Annotated in this window: 26 protein-coding genes; 16 read left to right on the forward strand and 10 right to left on the reverse strand. The window is 57.8% G+C overall.

The window, feature by feature from the left end:
• Positions 1–39 precede the first annotated feature (39 nt).
• Positions 40–1,434 carry a replicative DNA helicase gene (dnaB, locus tag ACTG2B_RS16765; RefSeq protein WP_439996469.1) on the reverse strand — a complete coding sequence of 465 codons (1,395 nt, stop codon included), beginning with the start codon at positions 1,432–1,434 and terminating at the stop codon, positions 40–42.
• A 363-nt stretch (positions 1,435–1,797) separates the two neighbouring features.
• Between dnaB and ACTG2B_RS16770 the strand changes: the two genes are divergently transcribed.
• A complete protein-coding gene (locus ACTG2B_RS16770) occupies positions 1,798–2,658 on the forward strand; it encodes a Tim44 domain-containing protein (protein ID WP_005335275.1) in 861 nt (286 codons plus the stop codon).
• A gap of 195 nt (positions 2,659–2,853) precedes the next feature.
• On the opposite strand, the gene ushA is transcribed toward ACTG2B_RS16770, so the two are convergent.
• Positions 2,854–4,578, reverse strand: a complete 1,725-nt coding sequence (gene ushA, locus ACTG2B_RS16775) for a bifunctional UDP-sugar hydrolase/5'-nucleotidase UshA (RefSeq protein ID WP_439996470.1) — start codon at positions 4,576–4,578, stop codon at positions 2,854–2,856.
• Between the two features lie 259 nt (positions 4,579–4,837).
• On the opposite strand from ushA, the gene ACTG2B_RS16780 reads away from it, so the two are divergent.
• The 3 genes from ACTG2B_RS16780 (at position 4,838) to ACTG2B_RS16790 (ending at position 6,645) form a co-directional block, all read left to right on the forward strand.
• Complete coding sequence (locus ACTG2B_RS16780; protein ID WP_005349520.1) at positions 4,838–5,182, forward strand: DUF2956 domain-containing protein; 345 nt, start codon at positions 4,838–4,840, stop codon at positions 5,180–5,182.
• A gap of 144 nt (positions 5,183–5,326) precedes the next feature.
• The gene (locus ACTG2B_RS16785) at positions 5,327–5,662 is read left to right on the forward strand and encodes a hypothetical protein (protein WP_005335280.1); all 336 of its coding nucleotides are present in this window, start codon (positions 5,327–5,329) and stop codon (positions 5,660–5,662) included.
• 113 nt (positions 5,663–5,775) lie between these two features.
• Positions 5,776–6,645: a hypothetical protein gene (locus ACTG2B_RS16790; protein ID WP_439996471.1), complete on the forward strand. Its 870-nt coding sequence runs from the start codon at positions 5,776–5,778 to the stop codon at positions 6,643–6,645.
• Between the two features lie 55 nt (positions 6,646–6,700).
• Here ACTG2B_RS16790 and ACTG2B_RS16795 read toward each other — a convergent pair whose 3' ends face one another.
• Together ACTG2B_RS16795 and fkpA are read right to left on the reverse strand one after the other, a co-directional pair.
• Positions 6,701–8,107: a sigma-54-dependent transcriptional regulator gene (locus ACTG2B_RS16795; RefSeq protein ID WP_005348258.1), complete on the reverse strand. Its 1,407-nt coding sequence runs from the start codon at positions 8,105–8,107 to the stop codon at positions 6,701–6,703.
• A 151-nt stretch (positions 8,108–8,258) separates the two neighbouring features.
• Entirely contained in the window at positions 8,259–9,062 is an 804-nt protein-coding gene (fkpA, locus tag ACTG2B_RS16800; protein WP_005335283.1) for an FKBP-type peptidyl-prolyl cis-trans isomerase, read from the reverse strand.
• Positions 9,063–9,180: 118 nt separating this feature from the next.
• On the opposite strand from fkpA, the gene ACTG2B_RS16805 reads away from it, so the two are divergent.
• Positions 9,181–10,149 (forward strand): hypothetical protein, encoded by a 969-nt coding sequence (locus ACTG2B_RS16805; RefSeq protein ID WP_127006333.1) that lies wholly within the window; start codon positions 9,181–9,183, stop codon positions 10,147–10,149.
• A 14-nt stretch (positions 10,150–10,163) separates the two neighbouring features.
• The gene (locus tag ACTG2B_RS16810) at positions 10,164–10,379 is read left to right on the forward strand and encodes a SlyX family protein (protein ID WP_005335285.1); all 216 of its coding nucleotides are present in this window, start codon (positions 10,164–10,166) and stop codon (positions 10,377–10,379) included.
• A 102-nt stretch (positions 10,380–10,481) separates the two neighbouring features.
• Here the strand turns inward: ACTG2B_RS16810 and slyD are convergent, their stop codons facing one another.
• Positions 10,482–11,153 carry a peptidylprolyl isomerase gene (gene slyD / locus ACTG2B_RS16815; protein ID WP_005348264.1) on the reverse strand — a complete coding sequence of 224 codons (672 nt, stop codon included), beginning with the start codon at positions 11,151–11,153 and terminating at the stop codon, positions 10,482–10,484.
• Between the two features lie 143 nt (positions 11,154–11,296).
• Positions 11,297–11,500 (reverse strand): YheV family putative zinc ribbon protein, encoded by a 204-nt coding sequence (locus ACTG2B_RS16820; RefSeq protein WP_005335287.1) that lies wholly within the window; start codon positions 11,498–11,500, stop codon positions 11,297–11,299.
• A 39-nt stretch (positions 11,501–11,539) separates the two neighbouring features.
• Between ACTG2B_RS16820 and ACTG2B_RS16825 the strand changes: the two genes are divergently transcribed.
• The 3 genes from ACTG2B_RS16825 to ACTG2B_RS16835 all read left to right on the forward strand — a co-directional run bounded on the left by ACTG2B_RS16825 (position 11,540) and on the right by ACTG2B_RS16835 (position 14,305).
• Entirely contained in the window at positions 11,540–12,199 is a 660-nt protein-coding gene (locus tag ACTG2B_RS16825) for a hypothetical protein (protein ID WP_439996472.1), read from the forward strand.
• A 153-nt stretch (positions 12,200–12,352) separates the two neighbouring features.
• Positions 12,353–13,252, forward strand: a complete 900-nt coding sequence (locus tag ACTG2B_RS16830; protein ID WP_439996473.1) for a chemotaxis protein — start codon at positions 12,353–12,355, stop codon at positions 13,250–13,252.
• A gap of 66 nt (positions 13,253–13,318) precedes the next feature.
• Complete coding sequence (locus ACTG2B_RS16835) at positions 13,319–14,305, forward strand: hydrolase (RefSeq protein WP_439996474.1); 987 nt, start codon at positions 13,319–13,321, stop codon at positions 14,303–14,305.
• Here the strand turns inward: ACTG2B_RS16835 and ACTG2B_RS16840 are convergent.
• Positions 14,284–15,435: a GGDEF domain-containing protein gene (locus ACTG2B_RS16840; RefSeq protein WP_279505745.1), complete on the reverse strand. Its 1,152-nt coding sequence runs from the start codon at positions 15,433–15,435 to the stop codon at positions 14,284–14,286. The genes ACTG2B_RS16835 and ACTG2B_RS16840 overlap by 22 nt on opposite strands.
• 97 nt (positions 15,436–15,532) lie before the next feature.
• On the opposite strand from ACTG2B_RS16840, the gene ACTG2B_RS16845 reads away from it, so the two are divergent.
• From ACTG2B_RS16845 to ACTG2B_RS16855, 3 genes are read left to right on the forward strand one after another with little or no spacing between them, the layout of a single operon-like run.
• The gene (locus ACTG2B_RS16845) at positions 15,533–15,757 is read left to right on the forward strand and encodes a YheU family protein (RefSeq protein ID WP_005335298.1); all 225 of its coding nucleotides are present in this window, start codon (positions 15,533–15,535) and stop codon (positions 15,755–15,757) included.
• Between the two features lie 52 nt (positions 15,758–15,809).
• Entirely contained in the window at positions 15,810–16,679 is an 870-nt protein-coding gene (locus ACTG2B_RS16850) for a phosphoribulokinase (protein ID WP_005335299.1), read from the forward strand.
• 16 nt (positions 16,680–16,695) lie between these two features.
• Positions 16,696–17,229, forward strand: coding sequence for a DUF4136 domain-containing protein (locus ACTG2B_RS16855; RefSeq protein WP_005335300.1), 534 nt, complete (start codon positions 16,696–16,698; stop codon positions 17,227–17,229).
• A 141-nt stretch (positions 17,230–17,370) separates the two neighbouring features.
• Here ACTG2B_RS16855 and ACTG2B_RS16860 read toward each other — a convergent pair whose 3' ends face one another.
• Complete coding sequence (locus ACTG2B_RS16860) at positions 17,371–17,667, reverse strand: MliC family protein (RefSeq protein WP_005348285.1); 297 nt, start codon at positions 17,665–17,667, stop codon at positions 17,371–17,373.
• A gap of 92 nt (positions 17,668–17,759) precedes the next feature.
• Positions 17,760–18,164: an OsmC family protein gene (locus ACTG2B_RS16865; RefSeq protein WP_439996952.1), complete on the reverse strand. Its 405-nt coding sequence runs from the start codon at positions 18,162–18,164 to the stop codon at positions 17,760–17,762.
• Between the two features lie 300 nt (positions 18,165–18,464).
• Between ACTG2B_RS16865 and crp the strand changes: the two genes are divergently transcribed.
• The 4 genes from crp (at position 18,465) to ACTG2B_RS16885 (ending at position 22,304) form a co-directional block, all read left to right on the forward strand.
• The gene (gene crp / locus ACTG2B_RS16870) at positions 18,465–19,103 is read left to right on the forward strand and encodes a cAMP-activated global transcriptional regulator CRP (protein WP_005335304.1); all 639 of its coding nucleotides are present in this window, start codon (positions 18,465–18,467) and stop codon (positions 19,101–19,103) included.
• Between the two features lie 125 nt (positions 19,104–19,228).
• Complete coding sequence (locus ACTG2B_RS16875) at positions 19,229–20,029, forward strand: putative RNA methyltransferase (protein WP_429202763.1); 801 nt, start codon at positions 19,229–19,231, stop codon at positions 20,027–20,029.
• A 340-nt stretch (positions 20,030–20,369) separates the two neighbouring features.
• A complete protein-coding gene (locus tag ACTG2B_RS16880) occupies positions 20,370–21,494 on the forward strand; it encodes a porin (protein WP_429202765.1) in 1,125 nt (374 codons plus the stop codon).
• A 174-nt stretch (positions 21,495–21,668) separates the two neighbouring features.
• Positions 21,669–22,304, forward strand: coding sequence for a murein L,D-transpeptidase catalytic domain family protein (locus tag ACTG2B_RS16885; protein ID WP_005354246.1), 636 nt, complete (start codon positions 21,669–21,671; stop codon positions 22,302–22,304).
• A gap of 77 nt (positions 22,305–22,381) precedes the next feature.
• Here the strand turns inward: ACTG2B_RS16885 and ACTG2B_RS16890 are convergent, their stop codons facing one another.
• Positions 22,382–22,813, reverse strand: coding sequence for a universal stress protein (locus tag ACTG2B_RS16890; RefSeq protein WP_005335309.1), 432 nt, complete (start codon positions 22,811–22,813; stop codon positions 22,382–22,384).
• Between the last annotated feature and the right edge of the window lie 81 nt (positions 22,814–22,894).

Consider the following 22,894-nt stretch of genomic DNA (forward strand, 5'->3'; position numbering starts at 1 on the left):
TGGCAATCCTGACTACAGGATTGCCATGATTGTTACTTATCAATAATCGTCATCAAACGCCGGACCGGCGTAGTTGTCGAACCGGGAGAACTGACCCTGGAAGGTGAGACGCACTCTTCCGATAGGGCCGTTACGCTGCTTGCCGATGATGATCTCGGCAATCCCCTTGTCCGGGCTGTCATCGTGATAAACCTCATCACGATAGATAAACATGATCAAATCCGCATCCTGCTCGATGGAGCCCGATTCACGAAGATCCGAGTTGACCGGGCGCTTGTCGGCCCGCTGTTCCAGACTTCGGTTCAGCTGGGAGAGCGCCACCACCGGGCACTGCAGCTCTTTCGCCAAGGCCTTGAGGGAGCGAGAGATCTCGCCGATCTCCAGGGTACGGTTGTCAGAGAGCGCCGGCACCCGCATCAGCTGCAGGTAGTCCACCATGATCATGGATAGGCCACCATGCTCGCGTGCCACCCGACGGGCACGGGAGCGTACATCGGTCGGGGTGAGGCCGGAGGCGTCATCGATATACATCTTGCCCTTCTCCAGCAGCAATCCCATGGTGGAGGAGAGGCGTGCCCAATCCTCGTCGTCGAGCTGACCGGTACGCACCTTGGTCTGGTCAATGCGACCGACCGAGGCGAGCATACGCATGATGATCTGCTCGGAGGGCATCTCCAGCGAGAAGATAAGCACCGGCTTGTCGGCAGTGAGGGCCGCATGCTCGCAAAGGTTCATGGCAAAGGTGGTCTTGCCCATGGAAGGACGGGCCGCCACGATGATCAAGTCCGAACGCTGCAAACCGGCGGTCATCTTGTCGAGATCGTTGTAACCGCTCGATACCCCGGTCACCCCGTTGTGCGGCTTCTTGAACAGCTCTTCAATCTTGTCGACGGTCTGCTCGAGGATGAGCTTCAGGGGCTGGGGCCCCTCGTTGGCGCTGGTGCGCTGCTCGGCAATCTTGAATACCTTGCTCTCGGCAAGATCCAGCAGATCGCCGGAAGTACGGCCCTGTGGCTCGTAGCCTGCTTCGACTATCTCGTTGGCGACCGAGATCATCTCCCGCACCACCGCTCGCTCGCGCACGATTTCGGCGTAGGCGTTGATGTTGGCGGCACTCGGGGTGTTCTTGGCGATCTCCACCAGATAGGCGAAGCCACCAGCCTCCTCCAGCTGTTCGGAGCGCTCCAGCTCCTCCTGCAGGGTGATGAGGTCGATGGGGTTGCCCGCGTTGGAGAGGCGGGTCATGGCCTGGAAGATCAACCGGTGCGGACGGCTGTAGAAATCCTGATCGATAACCCGTTCGGCAACCCGATCCCAGGCATCGTTATCCAGCATCAGGCCGCCCAGTACGGACTGTTCGGCCTCAAAAGAGTGGGGAGGAACTTTCAGCTGTTGTGTCTTGGCGTCTTTTTTCGCCGTCACTTGCTCTGCCATACACATAAAAACCGCAGCGGGAAGGGGACGGGAATTTTACAAAAGAAAGCCAACTACGGCGAGCCCTATCTGGCGGCTCATACCATCATAAAGGGCCAAACCAGAGTCTGCTCTACCTTGACCATTTTGATTTTGCTTCGCATTTTGCGCTCCTTGCGACTCAATCTTCTGCTTTTCATCCGGTTTACTCCTCTTGTTTGACGCCGCATCGCGGCAACCTCGTTCATGAATAATTCATGCCAGAGGTGATATTGATGAATACAAGCTGCAACACAATTAGGGACAGGCAGCCTGCCATGCGCCTTGCTGAGCTTGCCAAAGCGGAGCATGCCCCACCCACAGACGAGAGTGAAAAGAGTCAAAATGAAAAAGATGCTGACCCTGTTTGCCGTGATCCTGGCCATTGGCCTGGGGGCACCTCACGCCGAAGCCAAGAAATTTGGCGGCGGCAAATCCTTTGGTAAAAGTTACAAAACTGCGCCGGCCCAGCCTGCGGCCAAACCGGTCGACAACAAGAATCCGACACTGAATGCCCAGACTCCGCCGAAAAAGAGCGGCATGATGGGTGGCCTGCTGGGCGGCCTGCTGGCTGGCGGCCTGTTTGCCTACCTGCTGGGCAGCGGTGCCTTCGAAGGTCTGCAAGGAATGGACTTCCTGCTGATCGCCCTGCTGGCGCTGGGGGCCGTGTTCCTGATCCGTACCCTGCGCAAGGGCAAGGTCGCGACGCCACAGCCACAACAGGCGGCCTATGCGGGCTATCAGCCACCGCAATCCGCGGCCCCGCAGCAATTTGAGCAGAGCAACAGCGCCCCGCAAGCCACCGGCTTTGCCGACAGCGACGTGCCGTTCCGCCTGCCGCCGGGCTTTGACATGAACAGCTTCCTGGCCGGTGCCCGCGATCACTATCGCACCCTGCAAGAGGCGTGGAACAAGAACGATCTGGAAAAAGTGCGCGAGTACGTCAGCCCCGAGCTGTTTGAGCAGCTCAAAGCCGAGCGCGCCGAACTGACCGGCGACCAGCACACCGAAGTGATGTACGTCGATACCCAGCTGGTACGCGCCGACTACGGCAGCGACTGGGCTCAGGTGAGTGTGCGCTTCAGCGGCCGCTACATGGACCGTCAGGAGCAGGTCGAAGAAGACATCAAAGAGGTGTGGCACCTCGAGCGCGATCTGGCCAAAAACAATGCTCCCTGGCATATCGTTGGTATCGAACAGCTGTAAGGTTCAGATTGTCACTGCGCAAGAGGCGGCCAACGGGCCGCCTCTTTTCATTTCATCCCCTCACCTGACCTCATACAGGCGATTGCTATCGTCATTGATGATTGAAGAGTTGTAACCGCCACCCAAACAACGACAAAGGGCAGCCACCGGCTGCCCTTGGGGATCACATCTGGAGCTAAACGCACCGCTGACGAATCAGTTGCACCCTTCGGCAGATGTTGAGTTCAGATAGCTCACCTCATTGCCTGGCTGATAATCGGCCACGTTGATGGTCTTCTTGATCTCGATGTACTCCTTCAGCACGGCAGCATCCACCAAACCGGCATTGATGGTATCGATCTTCGGATAGCCGTCACCACCGGAGGCGCTGAAGCTCGGGATCGCGAAGCTGTAAGTTGCTGCCGGATCAAACACCTTGCCACCGATACTGGTAATATTGACGCTCTTGGCCTGGCAATCCACCGCCATATTGATGCCGCCAAACTGGGCGTAACCACCGGTGTTGCGGGTTTTGGTGGCAACCTGGCCCAGATAGGTCGCCAGCTCGCTCCCCTTCATCACCGCCTTGTTGACCGTATTGCCAAAGGGGTGCACCAGCAGCACGCTGCGATAGGTAATGTCGCCGTCCGGGATGCTGTCACGCACACCGCCGGAGTTGACGATCCCGAAGTCAACGCCCAGCTTGCCGGTGGTCGCCGTCGTGATCAGGCGGCCAAGGTTGGTCTGCTTGTTGCGCACCGAGTTGCGATCCCCCACCAGCAAGCCATCTGCCGAGCCAATGACGACATTCAGCTCTTGCTGACCCTTCTCCTGATAGGTGAGCAGGGTGTTGTAGAGCTCGGGATCCTTCACGATCTCGTCCTGCACGAACTGCATCTTGGCCGGGTCTTTGGTCACGACACCGTTGGCATCGATCGGCTCACTCTTGGCGTTGCGCTTGATGAGGTTGACCGGGATCAGCTCATAGCTGGTCAGGGTCAGCTTGCCATTCTGGTAGTCAAACTGGGCACGACCCACATATTTGCCCCACTCATGGGCCTGCATGATCCAGGTGCCATTCTGCTGATCCGGCAGGCAGGCATCACCCGGCTTGAAGTTTGCGTACTTGTTCGCACTGCCCGGCTCCATGCAGACCGGATTCTGGGAGTGGCCGCCGATAATGGCATCCAGGGTGCCGGCCGGCAGCTTGCGAGCCATCTCCACATCGCCCGGCGCGTTGCTGCCGTGCTGACCATCGGCATAGTGGCCCATGTGGGTGATGGCGAAGACCAGATTGGCCTCCTTCTTGGCACGGATCTGCTTGCCCAGCTTGGCCGCCTCGCTGGTCGGATCGCGAAACTCCAGGGTTTTCACGTTGTCGGGATCCACCAGCTGGGCGGTATCCTCGGTGGTCAGGCCCAGTACGGCAACTTTGAGACCGTTCTCCAGCTTGAACACCTTGTAGGGATCGAAGTAGTGCTTGCCACTCGCCTTGTCATAGATGTTGGCGGAGAGCATGGGGAACCTGGCCCACTTGCGCTGCTTCTCGATCACGCTGAGGGGGTTGTCGAATTCGTGGTTGCCCACCGCCATGGCGTCGTAGCGGATGCTGTTCATCGCCATGAAATCGGGTTCGGCATCCTGCAGATCCGACTCGGGCACCCCGGTATTCACGTCACCGCCGGAGAGCACCAGCACATTGCTGCCAGCCGCCTTGGCCTCGCTACGCAGCCGTTCGACCAACGTCTTCTGGGCTGCCATGCCATATTCGTTTTCCGCGTTGTTCCAGAAACGGCCGTGGGTATCGTTGGTATGCAGAATGGTCAGTTTGCAGACATTTTCGGTGCAGGGTGCCACGTTGTCGTTTTTGGAGATATTGCAACCCGTCAGTGCCGCCAGCACGGCCAGGGCCACGCTGCCTTTGATAACGTTATTATTCATTTCCATATCACCTTGATTGTTTTGTTATTTAGTGACCCTATCCAGCAGGTCGGGCCCAAATATAACAAACAACGAAGAAGAAATTTTCATCAGCGACTCACAAATGTTGTTAATTGTGATCGACGGCCAAACTTGCCCTTTGCTGCTGATTTTTAAATGCTTTTATTGATGTGTTACTCATTTGTAGCCATACCTGACCTAGCCCCACGAAACGCGGTTTTATGGCATACTCCCTCCCCCATGCCCGAGGAGTGTGTTGATGGCCAAGTACGACAAGATTTCCCCCGAGACCCAGCAGGAGGCGATGAAAATTGCCCGTGCCAACCAGAAGCCGGGGCAGACCAAGGAACAGACCCAGCTTATCGCGCAAGGGATCCAGAAAGGCATCGACGAATACAAGAAACAGATGAAGGCGCGGGCCCGTGAAGCGAGCCGCCAGAAGAAATTGCAGGCCAAAGCCAGGCAGCCACAGGGCGCGCCCCAAACCGAAGAACAAGACGATCAGCTGGAGCTGGTTGAAGTAAGCCATCAGCATCCCCTGCCCTGGATATTGCTGGTGCTGAGCTGGCTGGGATTTGCTGCAGCCTGGTTCTGGTTGCACTAAGAGTGCGCTAGCAAACCTTTATCCGGGATCCTCTTCACAGCCCGGACCCGGACTGCTGGTGATTACCTGCGAAGAGTGATTAAATCCCGCGCCTCTTGCACCGGACACCCGGTTTTTTGACGATCAGTTTTCAGGAAAGATGTTATGAACCCCGCTCCGCTCTATCTGCTGGCCCCTTTTGTTCTGTTCCTTGTGACCATGCTGCTCTATCGCATTTCGCCGCTGCGGGCGGTCGCCGCCGGCGGGGTACGCTGGTTTATCCTCCCCGCCTTCACCCTGTTTATTTTACTGATCATCATCAACGGTGCCGCCGATCCCACCCTGCGCGATCCAGCATTCCACTGGTTGATGCCGGGCCTTGGCTTTGCCCTGAGCCTGTTCCCGGCCCTGCCCAAGGCGTTGGTGCCACGGCTCGCCATCAAAGAGGGGGCCTTTGCCGCCCTCGGTCTGATGCTGATGAGCCTGGCCATGGTCTACTGACCAACCGGCCACAGCCGTTAACATGACTCAAGGGGCGCTCTGTGACGGGCGCCCCTTGTACAAACAATGGCCTGCAGGCATCTTGGTGACAGGATAACCAGCAAGGAGGCCAAATGGACAATCCGCCCGATTTCATGGCGTTGTGGGATTATCAGGATCCCGCCGCCAGCGCCCTGCGTTTTCACACCCTTCTTCCCGAAGCGCGTGCCGCAGCCGACCTGCAACTCGAACTGGAGTTGCTGACCCAAATTGCCCGCACCCACTCGCTGCAGCGCCAGTTTGCCGAAGCCCATCAGCTGCTCGACGAGATAGAGCCCCGCCTCACCGATAAAACCCCCAGAGCGCGGATCAGGGCCCTGCTGGAACGAGGCCGCACCTTTAACTCGGCGGGCGACAAAGCCAGTGCCAAACCGCTGTTTGAACAAGCCTGGCAGTGGGGGCTCAAGGAGAAGGAAACCTATCTCGCCATCGACGCTGCTCACATGATCGCCATCGCCGCACCACTGGAAGAGCAGAGCCGCTGGCATCAACTGGCAATGGAGCTGGCGGAACGCAGCTGTGACGAGAAGGTGCGTGGCTGGCTGGCTCCCCTTTACAACAATCAGGGCTGGACCCTGTTCGAACTGGGCCGCTTTGAGGAGGCGAAAATCCAGCAACAGAAGTGTCTGGCCTGGCATCTGCAACATAACCAGCCGGCCAAGGCGTTTATCGCCCGCTGGAGTCTGGCTCGCCTGACCCGGGCCCAGGGTCAGCACCAGCAGGCGCAGGCAGAGCTGCACCAACTCAAGGCCGATATGGCCGAGGCAGGCGAACCTGAGGATGGTTATCTGTTCGAGGAGCTAGGGGAGAATGCCTTGGTGCTGGACGATCCGCTGGCCGCGGAATACTTCTCCCGCGCCTGGTTTCTGCTGTCGCAAGACCGCTGGTTCAGCGCCAACGAGGGGGAACGACTGGCCCGCCTCAAGCGCCTCGCCAAACTCTGATCCCCAAAATAGCAAGGGCGGCACGCTAGCCGCCCTTATCTGCTGGCAAGATGGTTCAGGCCCGATTGGACTCCTCCCACCCCTGCTTTTTACGGTAAATGGTGGAGGGGCTGATCTCGAGCAGGGCCGCCGCCTTGGGAATGTTGCCGTCACAACTGGCGATGGCCTGTTCGATCACCTCTTTCTCCACCAGCCAGAGCGGACGAATCGGCCCGTTGGCCACGCCAGTGGCGGCCGGAGCCGATGCCACCGCTGCCGCAATCGCAGCCGGCAGTTGGGGGCGCACCCCATTGAGCGGTGGAGGCAGAATATCCGGGCTCACCAGCTCCTTGTCATTGAGCACCACGATATTGCGCACCACGTTTTGCAGCTCGCGTACGTTGCCAGGCCAGGGGTAGTCAAGCAGCACTCGCGCCGCCTCGACATCGAAATCCTTGAAGCGTTTGTTCTCCTCCTTGGCGTAGCTTTGCAGCAGGGTGCGCGCCAGCAGCAGGATATCCTCACCCCGCTCCCGCAGTGGCGGCAGGGTAAGCGGAATGACGTGGAGCCGATAGTAGAGATCCTCGCGAAAACGGCCCGCTTTCACCTCCACCAGCGGATCCCGGTTGGTGGCGCAGATAAAGCGGACATCCACCGTCTCGAGCTTGCCGCTGCCGACCCGCTGCACTGTGCCGGTCTGGATGAAGCGCAGCAGCTTGCTCTGCAGGTCGAGATCCATCTCGCAGATCTCGTCGAGAAACAGGGTACCGCCATCGGCCAGACTGGCCGCCCCCTTGCGATCCCCCTGGGCGCCGGTAAAGGAGCCCTTCACATGACCGAAGATCTCGCTCTCCATCAAATCGTGGGGAATGGCGGCGCAGTTGAGGGCAATAAAGGGCTGTTCGCTGCGGGGACTGCACTGGTGAATCGCCTCGGCACACACCTCTTTGCCGGTGCCGCTCTCGCCAGTGATAAAGACGGTCGCCTTGCTGGGCGCAGCGCTTTCGATGATGCGATAGACCGCCTGCATCGACATGGAGGCACCGATAAAACCGAAGAAGGAGCTACGCTCGAAATTCTCCCGATAGTGGGCAACCAGCGAGCTCAACTGCTGGTGTTTCAAGGCATTGCGAACGGTGGCGCAGAGCCGCTTGCTGTCAAACGGCTTGGTCAGAAAATCGAAGGCACCGAGGCGCATCGCCTCCACCGCCACATCCACCGAGCCGTGAGCGGTGATCACCACCACCGAGCAAGGCAACTGCTGTTCGGTGATCATTTGCAGAATATCCATACCGGACATATCCGGCAGCTCCAGATCCAGCAGCACCACGGGGGGAGGACTTGCCAGCAACTGCGCCAACGCTTGCTGACCACAGTCGGCCAGCACCACCTCATACCCCTCCTGGCGCAGGTACTGTTCATAGACCACCGCCAGACTACGGGTATCTTCCACCAGCAGGACACGCGATTTATTTTCAGCCACTGGACTCATCCTTGTATTTGATTCTGCGATCTATTTTGCCTTATTTCCGCGCGCAAACCCAACGCCAAGACAGCTCTGTTATCCCGCGATTGCAGGGAATACACAAGTAAAAACGGCTCCTTAAGGAGCCGTTTTTAACTACAAGAGGGGATTACTTCTTGGCGTCGTCTGCAGTCGGCTTCTCGATAGCCAGCAGCTCAACGTCAAACACCAGCACGGCGTTCGCCGGGATGGAGCCTGCACCGTGCTCGCCATAGGCCAGCTTGGACGGCAGGAAGAACTTGAACTTGGAGCCAACCGGCATCAGCTGAACACCTTCGGTCCAACCCGGGATAACCTGATTGAGCGGGAAGGTAGCCGGCTCGCCGCGATCGACAGAGCTGTCGAACTTGGTGCCGTCGGTCAGGGTACCGGTGTAGTGAACCTTGACGATATCGGTAGATTTCGGCTTGGCGCCAGTGCCCATCTTCTCGACCACGTACTGCAGGCCGGATTCAGTGCTCTTCACACCCTCTTTCTTGGCGTTGGCAGCCAGGAACTCTTCGCCCTTCTTCAGATTCTCAACGGCGTCTTTCTCGGCCTTGGCTTTGGTCAGCTCGTTGATCTTGGCGTCGTAATCCTGCAGTACCTTCTGGATCTCTTCATCAGTCATCTTGGCTTCTTTGCCCAGACCGTCAGTCACCCCTTTCAGGATCACGGCGTTGTCCAGTTTGATGCCCAGTTCCTGCTGACGCTCCAGGGTATTGGCGATGTAACGACCCATGGAGAGGCCAATTGCGTAGCCAGATTGCTCTTCAAAGCTCTTCGCTTCGGCCTTGGTCGCCTCTGCCGGCTTGCTGGCTTCTGCCTTCACTTCGGCGGTATTGGCCGCAGCAGGCTTCTCGTCTTTTTGGCAAGCAGTCAGACCGACGGCAACGGCCGCCGCCAACAGGGACACCTTCAGAAATTTGTTCATCAGTTTCTCCAAACTCCAAATACCGCTCTCGGTTCCATCGTGAAATGAGAGGTTTATCGTGATAAGCGCCTTATACTAACGCCGTGATCGCAGGTAACAAAAGCGTGAGACCGCAAAAATGATAAAAAGTGCCATTTATCTGGTGAGCCTCTGTTTAATGCTCACCGGTTGCGAGCAAAGCTCCCAACCCAACCAGCAAATGACCCTCGCCAGCACGGGTCTGCTGACCGCAGATCTATCCAGTGATGGCAAGCAGGCCATCGTCTCCAGCATCAGCCAGGGCATCATCGTCTGGGATCTGGAACAGAACCGTCAACGCTGGCGCTGGAAGCAATCCGACTCGGCGGATGATCTGGTATTCATTACCCGCTTTTCCGAAGGCAACAGCCATGCCATCACCGCCACCCCAGACACCTTTGCTACCTGGCGGCTGAGCGACGGGCAATCACAAGGCTACTACTCACTTCCTGAATCCAGGCTGAGGGACATCGCGCTCTCTGCCGACGGTCGTTATGTGCTGATCGGGCGGGAAGATGGCAAGGCCGAGTGGCTCGATACCCGAAGCGGTCGTCGCCTGCAGTTTCTGGGGCACACCGAACAGGTCAATACGGTGGATCTCTCCGCCAACGGTCGCTACGCCCTGACCGGCGGCAACGACTATAGCGCCTATCTGTGGGATACCCGTAGCGGGCAGGTGATCTGGCGCTTCAACCATGGTGGCCGGGTGATCATGGCCAGACTGGAGCCGAGCGGCCGCTACGCCTTCACCGCCGACAGCAGCCGGGCCAGCATCTGGGATCTGAAAACCGGCAAGGAGGTGAGTCAGCTGCAATATGATCACCGCTTCGAGGTCTACACCAGCGCCCGCTTTGCCAACGATGGCAAGTGGCTCATCACCGGCGCCCCTTCCCGTCAGCTATCCCTGTGGCAAGTGAGCGATGGTGCCCTGCTGCAGAGCTGGCGCGTCTCGCCGCAACCCAAGGTGAAACCGCCCAGCGCAGTGGTCTACGGCGTCGCTTTGCGCGACAATAGCCACCTTGTCAGTGCCAGCTCCAGTGGTCTGGCCGAAATCTGGACAATCAAGTAAGGACCCGAAGGCCCATGAGTCAGCAACTTAACGATCGCATCGAAACCCTGGAAACCCGTCTCGCCTATGCGGAATACACCATAGAGCAGCTCAACGACGAGGTGACCACCCAGGGCCGTGAACTCGATCGGCTCAAATACCAGATCCAGCTGCTGATCGACAAACTACAAAGCGTACAGCCCAGCCAGATTGCCAGCATGGCCGAAGAGACCCCGCCGCCGCACTACTGAACCGGCGCTATCTCTGGTCAGGCGACATGGCTTGGCATAGCTGTCAGCCAATAAAAAAACCCGCGATTATCGCGGGTTTTTTTATCATCGGCATGGCTGTGATCAGTGGTGATGGCCCTTGCCACCACAACCGCCGCCACCGCAGCAGCCGCCGTGACCATGGTCGTCACCGTGGTCATGGCCATGATCGTGACCGTGGCCAGCACCGCCGCAGCAACCGCCCTGGCCGTGATCCTCATCATGGTCGTGACCATGACCGCCACAGCAGCCGCCGTGATCGTGGTCATGACCATGATCGTGACCGCAACCACCGGCACCGTGAACGTGGCCGTGGGCCAGCTCTTCGGCAGTGGCAGCACGCACATCCTTGATCTCGACCTTGAAGCCCAGAGTCACGCCAGCCAGCGGATGGTTGCCATCCACTTTGACGAACTCTTCGGACACTTCAACCACGGTCACCGGACGGTGGCCATCGTCGGTTTCAGCCACAAAAGTATCCCCTTCGGAGACTTCCATGCCGTCGAACAGCTCGCCCGGCACTTCTTGTACCAGTGTCTCATCATATTCGCCGTAGGCCTGGCTCGGTGCCAGAGTCACTTCGAAGGCTTCACCTACCGCGCGACCTTCCAACTCGGCTTCCAGGCCTGAGACCAGATAACGGGTGCCGTGCAGATAGACCAGCGGCTCTTTGCCGACAGTGCTGTCGATGACTTCACCGTGCTCGTCGGTGACTGTGTATTCCAGCGTAACCACGCTCAGAGGAGCTACTTTCATGTCAGGATCCTGCGGATAGAAAAAAACGGGCTCAGAATACCCTAAAAAGCGGGCCGCGCATATGCCGTGCCGTGCCTCGGAGTGACGAAAAAAACGGCAACAGCGTCAGCGAGGAGACCCGCATTCCACCCGCCGTTCCCTTATCAGGGGCGAAACACCCCGATCACCTCTTCCGCCTCGCGAGTCTGCTTGTCGACCTCGGCAGGCGTTTGTACCTGGGTATCGCCACAGGCGACACAGGTCACCTTCTCGACTCCATGCTCCAGATACAGCATCATGTTGTCCAACTTGCCGCACGCCGGGCAGACCGCACCGGCAATGAAGCGTTTTTTACGTCTGGTTTCCATATTTGTTACCTCCAGGCAGCATCATATCAGGGTTTTTACATGCATCACGCCATCGAGTATCACCATTTTTCCTGCCATGGCCTGCACGCCGGCAACCGCAAACGAACTCCGGTCGGGCAGTTGTTGCGGATCACCCGGGGCGCCGCGCTGCTGAGACTGGGCCAACATGAGCTGTTGCTGCCGGCAGGCAGCAGCTTCTGGCTCTGCGCCGATGCCCTTGCGGCCTTCAGCCCCATCAGCGGTTGCGAGTACGATCAGCTGAATGTCTCTTTGCGCGTGGCTCAGCCGCAGCAGGCAGGCTGGCTGCAGGTCACGCCCCTGCTCGATGCCCTGCTCGACTCGCTGGCCCGGTGGCAACGTCCGAAAGAGTGGCAAGGGGCCTACGGTCAGCGACTGCAGGTGATCCTGGATGAGCTGCAACAGTGCGCCATCAGCCAGCAGGGTCACGGTGAGCTGCAAGCCTGCTGGCAAGCGCTGGCTAATGGCCAGCCTGAGTCTCTGCAACTGTGGGCACAACAAGCCGATGCGCCGGTGGAAGGGAGTGAATTGCAACAACAGTGGCAACTGCTGCAGGCGCTCAGATTGCTCAAGGGCGGCAGCAAACCCGCGCAGGTGGCCAGCAAGCTGGGTTATGCCGATGAGACCGCATTGCAAGCTGCCTGCCAGCAGTGGGGCGTTGGCGAGGATGGCGATCAATAACCGGACGCCGATGTGAATGCGCGAACTAAATTAGCTGAATGAGTCCAGTTTTTTGCCAGATGGTCGTTAACAAGGAGGGGCCATTCCCCCCGTAATCCTTTATGCTAGAGGCCTGAAGTGACTGCCAACGTTTCGACCAACAGGACATCTGCCATGACGAGCAAAGCCAATCAATCACAGGGCATGTTGCTGTTTCATCTCTCTGCCAAGCAATCTTTTGCTATCGGTACCCTCAAAGTGAAGGAGATAGTGCCCTACACCCAGCTGACGGCAATGCCGCACTCGCACCCGACCGTGTTGGGGGCTGCCAATATGCGCGGCTCCACCATTCCGGTGATCGACATGGCGATGGCGGTGGGCTATCGCCCCATCAGCAAGGAGGAGATGCCCCACTGCTTCATCATCATTACCGACTGCCGCCGCACCCTGGTGGGCTTTCTGGTACGGGGCATCGATAAAATCACCGAGTGCAACTGGCGCGATATCGAATCGCCCCCCGCCTCCCTCGGCCACAATGTCTTCGTAACCGGTGTGACCCGGGTCAATGACCAGCTGATCCAGCTGCTGGATGTGGAGCTGATCCTCTCCCGGGTCTATCCGGATGATCCGAGCCACCTCTATCCGGTACTGACCGATGTGCAGCGGGAACGGATCAAGCCGATGCGGATCCTGCTGGTCGATGACTCTTCGGTCGCTCGCCGTCAGCTGATGGCCGCGCTGGACTACATCAATATCCCCTATGAGGTCTGCACCAATGGCAAGGATGCACTGACCCTGATGCAGACGCGGGCGAGCCAGAAGACCCCGATCGACATTCTGGTGAGCGATATCGAGATGCCGGGGCTCGATGGCTACGAGCTGGCCTTCGAGGTGCAGAGTGATAGCAAACTGGCGGGGGCCTACATCATCCTGCACACTTCGCTCTCCAGCAAGATCAGTGTGGAGCGGGCCCATCAGGTGGGAGCCCATGAGGCGCTGACCAAGTTCGAAGCCAATGAGCTGATCCAGGCCATGCTGCGCGGTGCCGAACATCACGATCGCCTGCTGAAATAAGCCAATGACTGGCGGGAGGAACACGCCTCCCGTCCTCCTTATCTTCGACCCAGACCGACTGACCCCATGCTGACCGAGAGCCACTTCCACGCCCCCTGGTGGGCACGCAATCCTCATCTGCAGACCATATTGCCCAAATGGCTGCGCCGCACCCCAGCCCGTTTTGTGGCGGAGCGGCTTGAACTGCAGGATGGGGACTTTGTCGACCTCGCCTGGAGCGGGGAGGTCAGCCTTGATGAACGGCCGCTGATAGTGGTGTTTCACGGGCTGGAGGGGAGCATTCACTCCCACTACGCCAAGGGATTGTTCGCCCACCTGCAGCAAGAGGGCAGAGAGGCCGTGCTGATGCACTTTCGCGGTTGCAGTGGCGAGCCCAATCGCCACCTGCAGGCCTATCACTCCGGCGCCATCGGTGATGCGCAGGAGCTGATTGCCGAGCTGAGCCAGCGCTTCCCGGGCAAGCCGCTGATCGCCATCGGCTTTTCACTGGGTGGCAATATGCTGGTCAATCTGCTGACACGGGCCTGTCCTGCGGCATTGAAAGCAGCGGTGGTGATCTCGGCCCCGCTGCAACTGGCGAGCTGCGCCGAGCGGGTCAATCAGGGCTTCTCGAAGGTCTATCAGAACTATCTGCTGCGCACCATGCGCTGCAATTTGCTCAGCAAAATCAGCCAGCAGCAGAAAGCGAGTGAGCGCTGGCAACCTCGACAAGTGGAGCAGATTGCCACCCTGCGCGATTTTGACGAGCTGGTCACCGCGCCGCTGCACGGCTTTCACAGCGCCAGCCACTACTACCAAAGCTGCTCGGGACTACCGCTGCTGGCTCAAATCCCCATCCCTACCCTTATCCTGCACGCCGCCGACGATCCCTTTATGTCACGCGCGGTCATTCCCCGGCCAGAGCAACTCTCGCCTACGGTGCGCTATGAGCTGAGCCAGCGCGGCGGCCATGTCGGCTTTCTGCACGGCACGCCTTGGCGGCCACGGTTTTGGCTGGATGAGCGGATCAGTCGCTGGATTGCCGAACAGAGTCACTCCGCAACACAGAACTGATTGCGTCCCGACTCCTTGGCCCGATAGAGCGCCTGATCGGCCCGCTCCAGCAACTGGCTCGCCCCTTCGCCGGACACATTGCTGGCAATCCCCTGACTCACCGTCACCCAGGGGGCAACATCGGACGCCAGATGCTCCAGCCGCAGGATGGCCAAGCCATCTTGCAGCCGCTGCGCCACGCTGGCCGCCGCCTGACGGTCGGTATTGGGCAGCAGCAGCACAAACTCCTCCCCGCCATAGCGGGCCACCAGATCAGATGGTGTGCGTACCGCACGGTTGAGCGCTTGTGCCACCTCCTTGAGGCACATATCCCCTACCTGATGGCCATAGTGGTCGTTGAAGCGCTTGAAATAGTCCACATCGATCAGGATGAGCGATAGCGGAGCGCCGCTCTCCTGGCTATGGGCCAACGCGCGATCCAGCTCGATATTGAAATGCCGCCGGTTGGCGACACCGGTCAGAGGATCTTGCTTGGCGAGCAGATCAAGTTGGCGCAGCAGCATCAGATTTTCATGCTCCCGCATGATCGCCAACTCAAACCAGCGGTGCAGCATGCGGCGGCCGACCTCCAGCGCAATCACGCCAAACAACACGCCAAGCAGGTAGATCTGGGGAAAATCGACGCGTAAAAAGAGTTCCAACCCCACACCCACCGTCATCGGGCCCAAGAGATAGCCATAAAAAACCTTGCGATCGGGATAAAACGCGATGAGCGCAGCCAGCAGGTTGAGCCGCATGATCCCGTTGGCATAGCTGACTCCTCCCCGCAGCTCCACCTGACCAATCGTATAGATATGCAGCGTCCAGAGTCCGCCCCATAGCACCATCACAAGCGCAGCCATCCGTAACCAGAGGCGATCCTGCAGATGATCACAAAACAGGCTGACAACAGGTAGCAGCAATAGCACCACCATGACCAGGGCCAGCTCACTCTGAAAGCGCCAGGGCAAGCTGTCATCACTGGCGAGCCCGACTTGGCTGTAAACCTCGTAGCGTATCGAAAGAAACAACACCACCAGCCAGTTCAACAACCAGAACCACACCATGCCTCGGGCAATCGCCTCTCGACGTGCGCTGTCCAGATGCTCAGTCAGGGTTAACGGCGCGCTGCGCTGCGCTTCAGACAACATCTCTCAGACTCCGGTGAAAAGGTAAAAAGTGATTGCATTCGCGGGATTCAACACAACAATAGCCTGACGATCACCTCTTTTGCTGTGAGACCTTTAAATGATCATTCCCTGGCAAGAACTGGACGGCGACACCCTGACCAACCTGATCGAACACTTTGTGTTGCAGGAGGGAACCGAATATGGAGAGCAGGATGTACCGCTTGGCGTCAAAGTCGATGCAGTGAGAGAACAATTACAGCAAGGCAAAGCTGTCATCGTCTATAGCGAGCTGCACGAATCGGTGAATATCGTGATGAAAGACCGCTTCATCGAGCAGTCTTGACCCAACCGCAATCCGGACCTTATAACGGAATTCCCAAGGAAGAGAGAATCCCATGTCGGCCAAGCACCCCATTATTGCCGTTACCGGTTCGTCCGGAGCCGGCACCTCCACCTCCACCAACGCCTTTCGCTCCATGTTCCATCAACTGGGATATACCGCGGCGGTGGTGGAAGGTGACAGTTTTCACCGCTACACCCGACCGGAAATGGATGTAGCGATCCGCAAGGCGCGCGAACAGGGGCGTCATATCAGCTATTTTGGCCCTGAGGCCAATGACTTCGGGCTGCTGGAGAGCTTTTTTCAGGGCTATGGGCAGGATGGCAATGGCCAGTATCGCCGCTACCTGCACAGCTTTGACGAGGCGGTGCCCTTCAACCAGATGCCCGGCACCTTCACCCCCTGGCAGCATCTGCCCAGCAATACCGATCTGCTGTTTTATGAAGGGCTGCACGGCGGCGTGGTCACCGAGGATCACAATGTGGCGCGCCACGTGGATTTTCTGATAGGTGTAGTACCCATCGTCAACCTGGAGTGGATCCAGAAGCTGATCCGCGATACCTCGGAGCGCGGGCATTCTCGCGAGGCGGTGACCGACTCCATCGTTCGCTCCATGGATGACTACATCAACTTCATCACCCCGCAGTTCTCGCGCACCCATATCAACTTCCAACGGGTGCCGACGGTGGATACCTCCAACCCCTTCAGCGCCAAGGTGATCCCGAGTCTGGACGAGAGTATGCTGGTGATCCGGTTTCGCGGTATCAAGCAGGTGGATTTCCCCTACCTGCTGTCGATGATCGATGGCTCATTCATGTCGCGGATGAACACCATAGTGGTGCCGGGTGGCAAGATGGGCTTTGCGATGGAGCTGATCCTGCGCCCGCTCATCCAGCAATTGATCGAAACCGGCAAAATAACCTGATTCAAAGGAGTTCACGATGCGGCTTGCTTATCTCTCTGTGGCACTGCTCGCCCTGCTTGGCGGTTGCAGCAGCGGGCCGGCGGCCCCCACGCTGGAGTCCGGCACCATGCTGGTTCGCCCGATGGGCAACTGGACCTATGGTGCAACCCCGCGCTACGCCCTGGCCGAACAGTATCAATTTGCCGGTGAGTTGGCGGAAGGGTGGCTGGAGCCGATGCAGCAGGCGGTAAGCCGGGAGCTCAATGGCAAGGGATGGCAGAGTGCACCGCTCGACGAGGCGGATCTGTGGGTCGCCATCGGCGTCGCGGGCGGCAAGGATATGAGTGATGGCGAGATTTTCGCACGTCTTGGCATGACACCCGGGGTATATGCCTCGGCCAACCAGCGCAAAGGGTCGCTGGCCATCGTGCTGCTCGATCGTAAAACCCAGAAAGCAGTCTGGAGCAGCATCATCCAGCTGACCAGCGATGTGAGCATTGCAGACAGCCAGCGTCAGGCACTCAGCCAACAGCTCGCGGCTGAGCTGCTCAATCGCGTCCCCACCAACTAGCGCTTGCTTAGTGATAACGGATGGATAGAAAAACGGCTTGCCTCCCGGCAAGCCGTTTTTTGTGGTCTCAACCTCTTGACCCAATCCGGCCTAGGCCAGACCCGGGCACAAAGCTGCACACCTTCAGCTATCTGTGGTCACTTATTTAAGCGTACAGGTCAGCAGCGTCACCCCTTTCTGGGTGAGGAGAGCTTGTTTCTCTTGATTCCAGAAGGTGGTCAGGCCGTCAGAATATTTGGCGCCAGACTCTGACTCCACACGCGCCAGCTTGTGGTAAACCCCGGCATAGGGGAACTGCACCATGTCAGCCTGGGCATCATAGGTAACGGCCAGCATCTCTTCGCCACACTGGTATTGGCTGTATTGATACTGGGTAGGTTGCGGGCTGCTGCACGCCGCCAGGCCCAAAAGGGGAAGCAGAGCGATCAATTTTTTCATTGCACTTTCCTTATGTAATGGCTTTATGTCATGGCCTTGTGCAGTGGCCTTACGTACGGCCTTATGCCAGGGTACCAACGAAACTATCGTTATCAAGCTTCAACAATTTGATAACTATGGGTAATTTGTACCGCTTTTTCCAACATCAGGGAAACAGAACAGTATTTTTCCATCGACAGATCGACCGCTTTGGCCACCTGTTTCTCTGCCAATTCCTTGCCCGTCACCACGAAGTGCAGATTAATCTTCTCGAAAACCCGGGGCACGCTATCGACCCGTTCGCCACTGACATCGACGTGGCATGCGGCCACCGACTGGCGCGCTTTTTCGAGAATGGAGACCACATCAATGGAGCTGCAGCCACCGACTGCCAGCAGGATCATCTCCATCGGGCTGGCCCCCTCACCGGGGTTGGCACCATCCAGGATCACCTTGTGACCGGATTCACTCTCACCCACAAACTTCATCCCTTCCACCCAGCTGACCTTGGCTTTCATCTCGCACTCTCTCCTGTTAATCATGATGATGGATCCCTAGCATAACCCAGTCGCTTATCTCTGCCGAACAGGGGGAGTTGGGATGGAAATAGATCAAAATCAACATCTCCGACCTCTATCTTCCCTAGAATGGCCGAAGCGGCGCAGCAGGCATTACTCAAAGGGCTCTGTCAAAAGCCCGCAAAGCCTTGTCAGCACAGGCAAAGGCTCTTATCCTACTGCGACCAATACAAGGAATGGCAAGATTGGCAGCTTGCCCGGACGCACAAGTCCATAAAAAGACACTACAGAGGAATTCTCATGGTCATTGGCAAACCGCAAAGCGATCCCACCCTGGAATGGTTCTTGTCGCACTGCCACATTCATAAGTATCCCGCCAAGAGCACCCTGATCCATGCGGGTGAAAAAGCGGAGACCCTCTACTACATCGTCAAGGGCACTGTGGCCGTCTTGATCAAGGACGATGAGGGCAAAGAGATGATCCTCTCCTATCTGAACCAGGGTGATTTCCTGGGCGAGATGGGGATGTTCGAGGAGAACGAGAACCCCGAGCGCTCCGCCTGGGTTCGCGCGAAAGGCTCTTGCGAAGTGGCAGAGATCTCCTACAAGAAGTTCCGCCAGCTGATCCAGGTCAACCCGGACATTTTGATGCGTCTCTCTGGCCAGATGGCCAAGCGCCTGCAACACACCAGCCAGAAAGTGGGTAACCTCGCCTTCCTGGATGTGACCGGCCGGATCGCCCAGACCCTGCTCAACCTGGCCAAACAGCCGGATGCCATGACCCACCCGGATGGCATGCAGATCAAGATCACCCGTCAGGAGATCGGCCAGATCGTCGGCTGCTCTCGTGAAACCGTGGGCCGCATCCTGAAGATGCTGGAAGAGCAGGAGCTCATCTCTGCTCACGGCAAGACCATTGTGGTATTTGGCACTCGCTGATGACCCGTCCGCAGGCCTGACTGAGGCCTTGGGATAAAAAAGGCTGCTACGGCAGCCTTTTTTGATCCTCTCCCCTATAATCCCGAACGCCCTTCACTGTTCCGGCATTCGCCCAGAGAGTTACTATGCATCTTCAATGTCCCCGCTGCCGCAGTCCGCTCCATCTTCATGAAGCCTCCCAGGGACGCTATTGCGACAACAAGCATCACTTCGATCCGGCACCGGAAGGTTATCTGGATCTCATCCCCGGCAAGAAAAACCCCAAAGACAGCGACAGCCGTGCCCTGATGCGCGCCAAGCACCATTTCCTGGAAGCCGGCCACCAACTGCCGCTGGTTGAGGCCATGACCAGCCTGCTCGCTCCGCTGGCCCCACAAGAGCTGATCCATCTTGGGTGCGGTGAAGGCTACTACTGCCGCGCGCTGGCAGAGCGCCTGCCCGGCTGGCAGTTTGCTGGGGTTGATATCGCCAAGAACACCATCTTTGCCGCCAAAAAAGCGCAGCCGGACGGCCAGTTTGTCATTGCCGATCCCGCTCGCGCACCGTTGCAACCGGGCTCTGCTCAGGTGCTGCTGGTCAACGATCTCAAGGTCAAGACCGAACAGCTGGTCAGCTGGCTGGCCCCCGGTGGCTATCTGCTCTACCTGCAGCCGGGCCCGCGCCATCAGTGGCAACTGCGGGTCAGCCTCAATCCGGTGAGCATGGAACACCCCCTCAGCTGGCCAACCCTCGGCGGTCTCAATCCGATGGCTCAACAGCGCTGTCAGTTCAGCCTCGCCATGGATCAGGCCATGCGCAGCTTTATTCTGGAGACCAGCCGCCTTGGCTGGCGGGCAACCGGTGAGCAGCGTCACGCTTTCGCTCAACAGGGCCCGAATGAACTGGAACAGGATCTGCTGCTGACCCTGTGGCACAAGCCCATCTGATCACTGGGGGGAGCCTTGCAAGGCTCCCCCCCGTTTTTCCCGCCCCGCCCCATTCTCCCCTGCGTGATCTAGCTCACAACTTGAGCCATCGACCTTGTTGCTCAGAACAGCCTTGATGTCAAAAAAGTCACTAGAAAATAATTCATTGAATTTAATCTCTTTTTATCTTGTCAAAAACCGTCACACCCAGTCTTGATAACGACCTCGTCACCTCAATTAAACAACGATGGATTCAGGCCCAGTCAAGGTTGGGACGCCTACCGTGTGGCTATCGGACCATTTCCGATTTCACAGAACCGACAACAAGTTCGGAAGTGTTTACATCAGAGGAATAACGCATATGAAGAAGTCTGCACTGACTATTGCCATCTCCAGCCTGCTGCTGGCGAGCGGCGCCCATGCTGCTACCGTTTACAACCAGAACGATACCAAGCTGGAAATCGGCGGCCGTGCACAAGGTGCTTACTACGGTACTGACGACAACGGTGCCGAAGGTGACCAGAGCTACTTCCGTCTGCACGTTGCTGGCGAGACCAAGATTGCGCCCGAGATGAAGGCGTTCGGCTTTGCCGAGTACAACCTGCCGACCTCCGGTTCTGACAACGACGAGCTGCGTTATGCCTATGCCGGCATCAAGCACGACCGTTTCGGCGCATTCAGCTATGGTCGTCAGGATGGCTTGTTCACCAAGGCCGTCAACAACTATACCGACGTCCTGCCTGAGTGGGGCGGTGACGGCCTGGGCAAAAATACCGAAGTATTCGGTACCGGCCGTACCAACGGTCTGGCCCAGTACATCTACACCTATCAGGGTCTGACCCTGGGTGCCCAGTTCACCGGTAACAATGATCCGCAGAACTCTGGTCGCACTGCGACTGATAAAGATTTCAGCGTTGACCACGTAGACGGAACCACTATCGCTGATAACGCAACCTGGAATAGCACTGGCTCCAAAGAGGGCTTCGCAGTTTCTGCCAACTACGATTTCGATATGGGCCTGAGCCTGGGTGCTGCCTATAACCAGGCTGGCAAGACCGACGAGCAAGCTCGCTATGCCGCCTTCGGCGGCGACAAGGATGCCAAGCTGATGGGCTTTGGTGCCAAATATGCAACTGGCGACCTCTACCTGGCTGCAACCTACTCCCACGGTGAAGACCACCTGTTCGTCAACAACGGTTACGCCGAGAAGATGGATGGCTACGAAGCCGTTGCCCAGTACAGCATTGGCAAGTTCAAGCCTTCTCTGGCCTACCTGCGCACTGACGTGAAAGACTCCGCTCGCGGTATCGATGATACCTACACCGAGTACGTATCTATCGGTGCCTGGTACAACTTCACCGAGAACTTCAACGCCTACGTTGATTACAAGCTGAACCTGCTGGACTCCGTAAATGGCAAGTCCACCAACTCTCTGGGCCAGAACACCGACGACGTAGTCGCGGTTGCCCTGCAGTACAACTTCTAAGTAATTGGAAGTCAGTTATACCCTGTGATACCAATGTCTACTGTTTGAATTACTTCCGGCCGCTCTGCGGCCGGTTTTTTTATTGCGCCTTTTCAGCACCTTGCATATAACTATCGAGCGGATTGATGGCAATATCCGCGTCGTTGACAGGGAGTGACAAGGAGATATTCACGGATGAGACAAGCGCGCGGGAACATAGACTGGCAACGCGGGTGGCTGTTGTTGCCACTGCTGTTGATATCGCTCATCTGGAGCAGCACGGCAGATGCCAGCTGGGATCAGAGCCTCTATCGTCAACTGGGTCTGGCCGGCAAGCTGGATAAACAGACCTTTCGTCAGGCCCTCAACAGTTATCAAACCGTGCGCCACAAACGCAAACCCATTCTCACCATCATCGATTACAGCAAGCCATCCACCCAGCGCAGGCTGTTTGTCATCGATATGAAACGCCACAAGCTGCTCTATCACACCTGGGTCAGTCATGGCCGCAACTCAGGTGAACTGGCAGCAAAACACTTTTCCAACCAGCTCAACTCCCGCCAAAGTTCCCTCGGCGTCTATCGCACTGCAGAAACCTATCTGGGTAAGCATGGCTACTCCCTGCGGCTGGACGGGCTCAGCCCCGGCAAGAACAGCAATGCCCGCAAGCGGGCCATCGTAGTACATGGCGCCGCCTATGCCAGCCCGACCCATCTGCGCAAATATGACAAGCTGGGCCGCAGCTGGGGTTGCCCCGCCCTGCCCAAAGAGCAGGCCAGGGCCATCATAGATACCATCAAGGGAGGGAGTGTCATCTACGCTCACGGCTAGCGGGCACAACACCAGAAAACGCAAGGCCAGCGATCGCTGGCCTTGTTTGTTACGCTTTTCACTCTAAACGTGGAGCGTTATTGGCGCACCACCAGTACCGGACAGGGTGCATGACGCACCACAGACTCGGCGACACTGCCTACCAGCAGATGGCTGATACCGGAGCGACCGTGGCTGCCCATCACGATCAGCTCAACCTCATCCTCCTTGGCCTGAATGACAATTTCATCGGCGGCACGGCCAAAGCGAATATCAAAGGTGGCCGGGATCGGCAGGGTGGCAACCAGCTCTTTGAGCTGGGTTCTGGCCTGACGCTCCATCTCGTGGGTGATCTCGATGGCCGTCATATGAAGGATCTTGTAACTGTCAAAACCGTGCAGTTGATCAACCACGTGGATCAGCTTGAGCTGGGCCTGATGGCTCTGTGCCATGAAAACGGCATAGTCGAGTACCGCGCGAGACATTTGGGAAAAATCGACTGGACAGAGCAGAGTCTTGATCGATGGCATAATGCAGTCTCCTCTACTGATTGGGGTGCTATTGAATCTTTACTCGATCATAACGATCCGACCGCAAATAACCCTCGACCC

Source organism: Aeromonas sp. 30P, assembly GCF_051919805.1.
Classification (GTDB): Bacteria; Pseudomonadota; Gammaproteobacteria; order Enterobacterales; family Aeromonadaceae; genus Aeromonas; species Aeromonas veronii.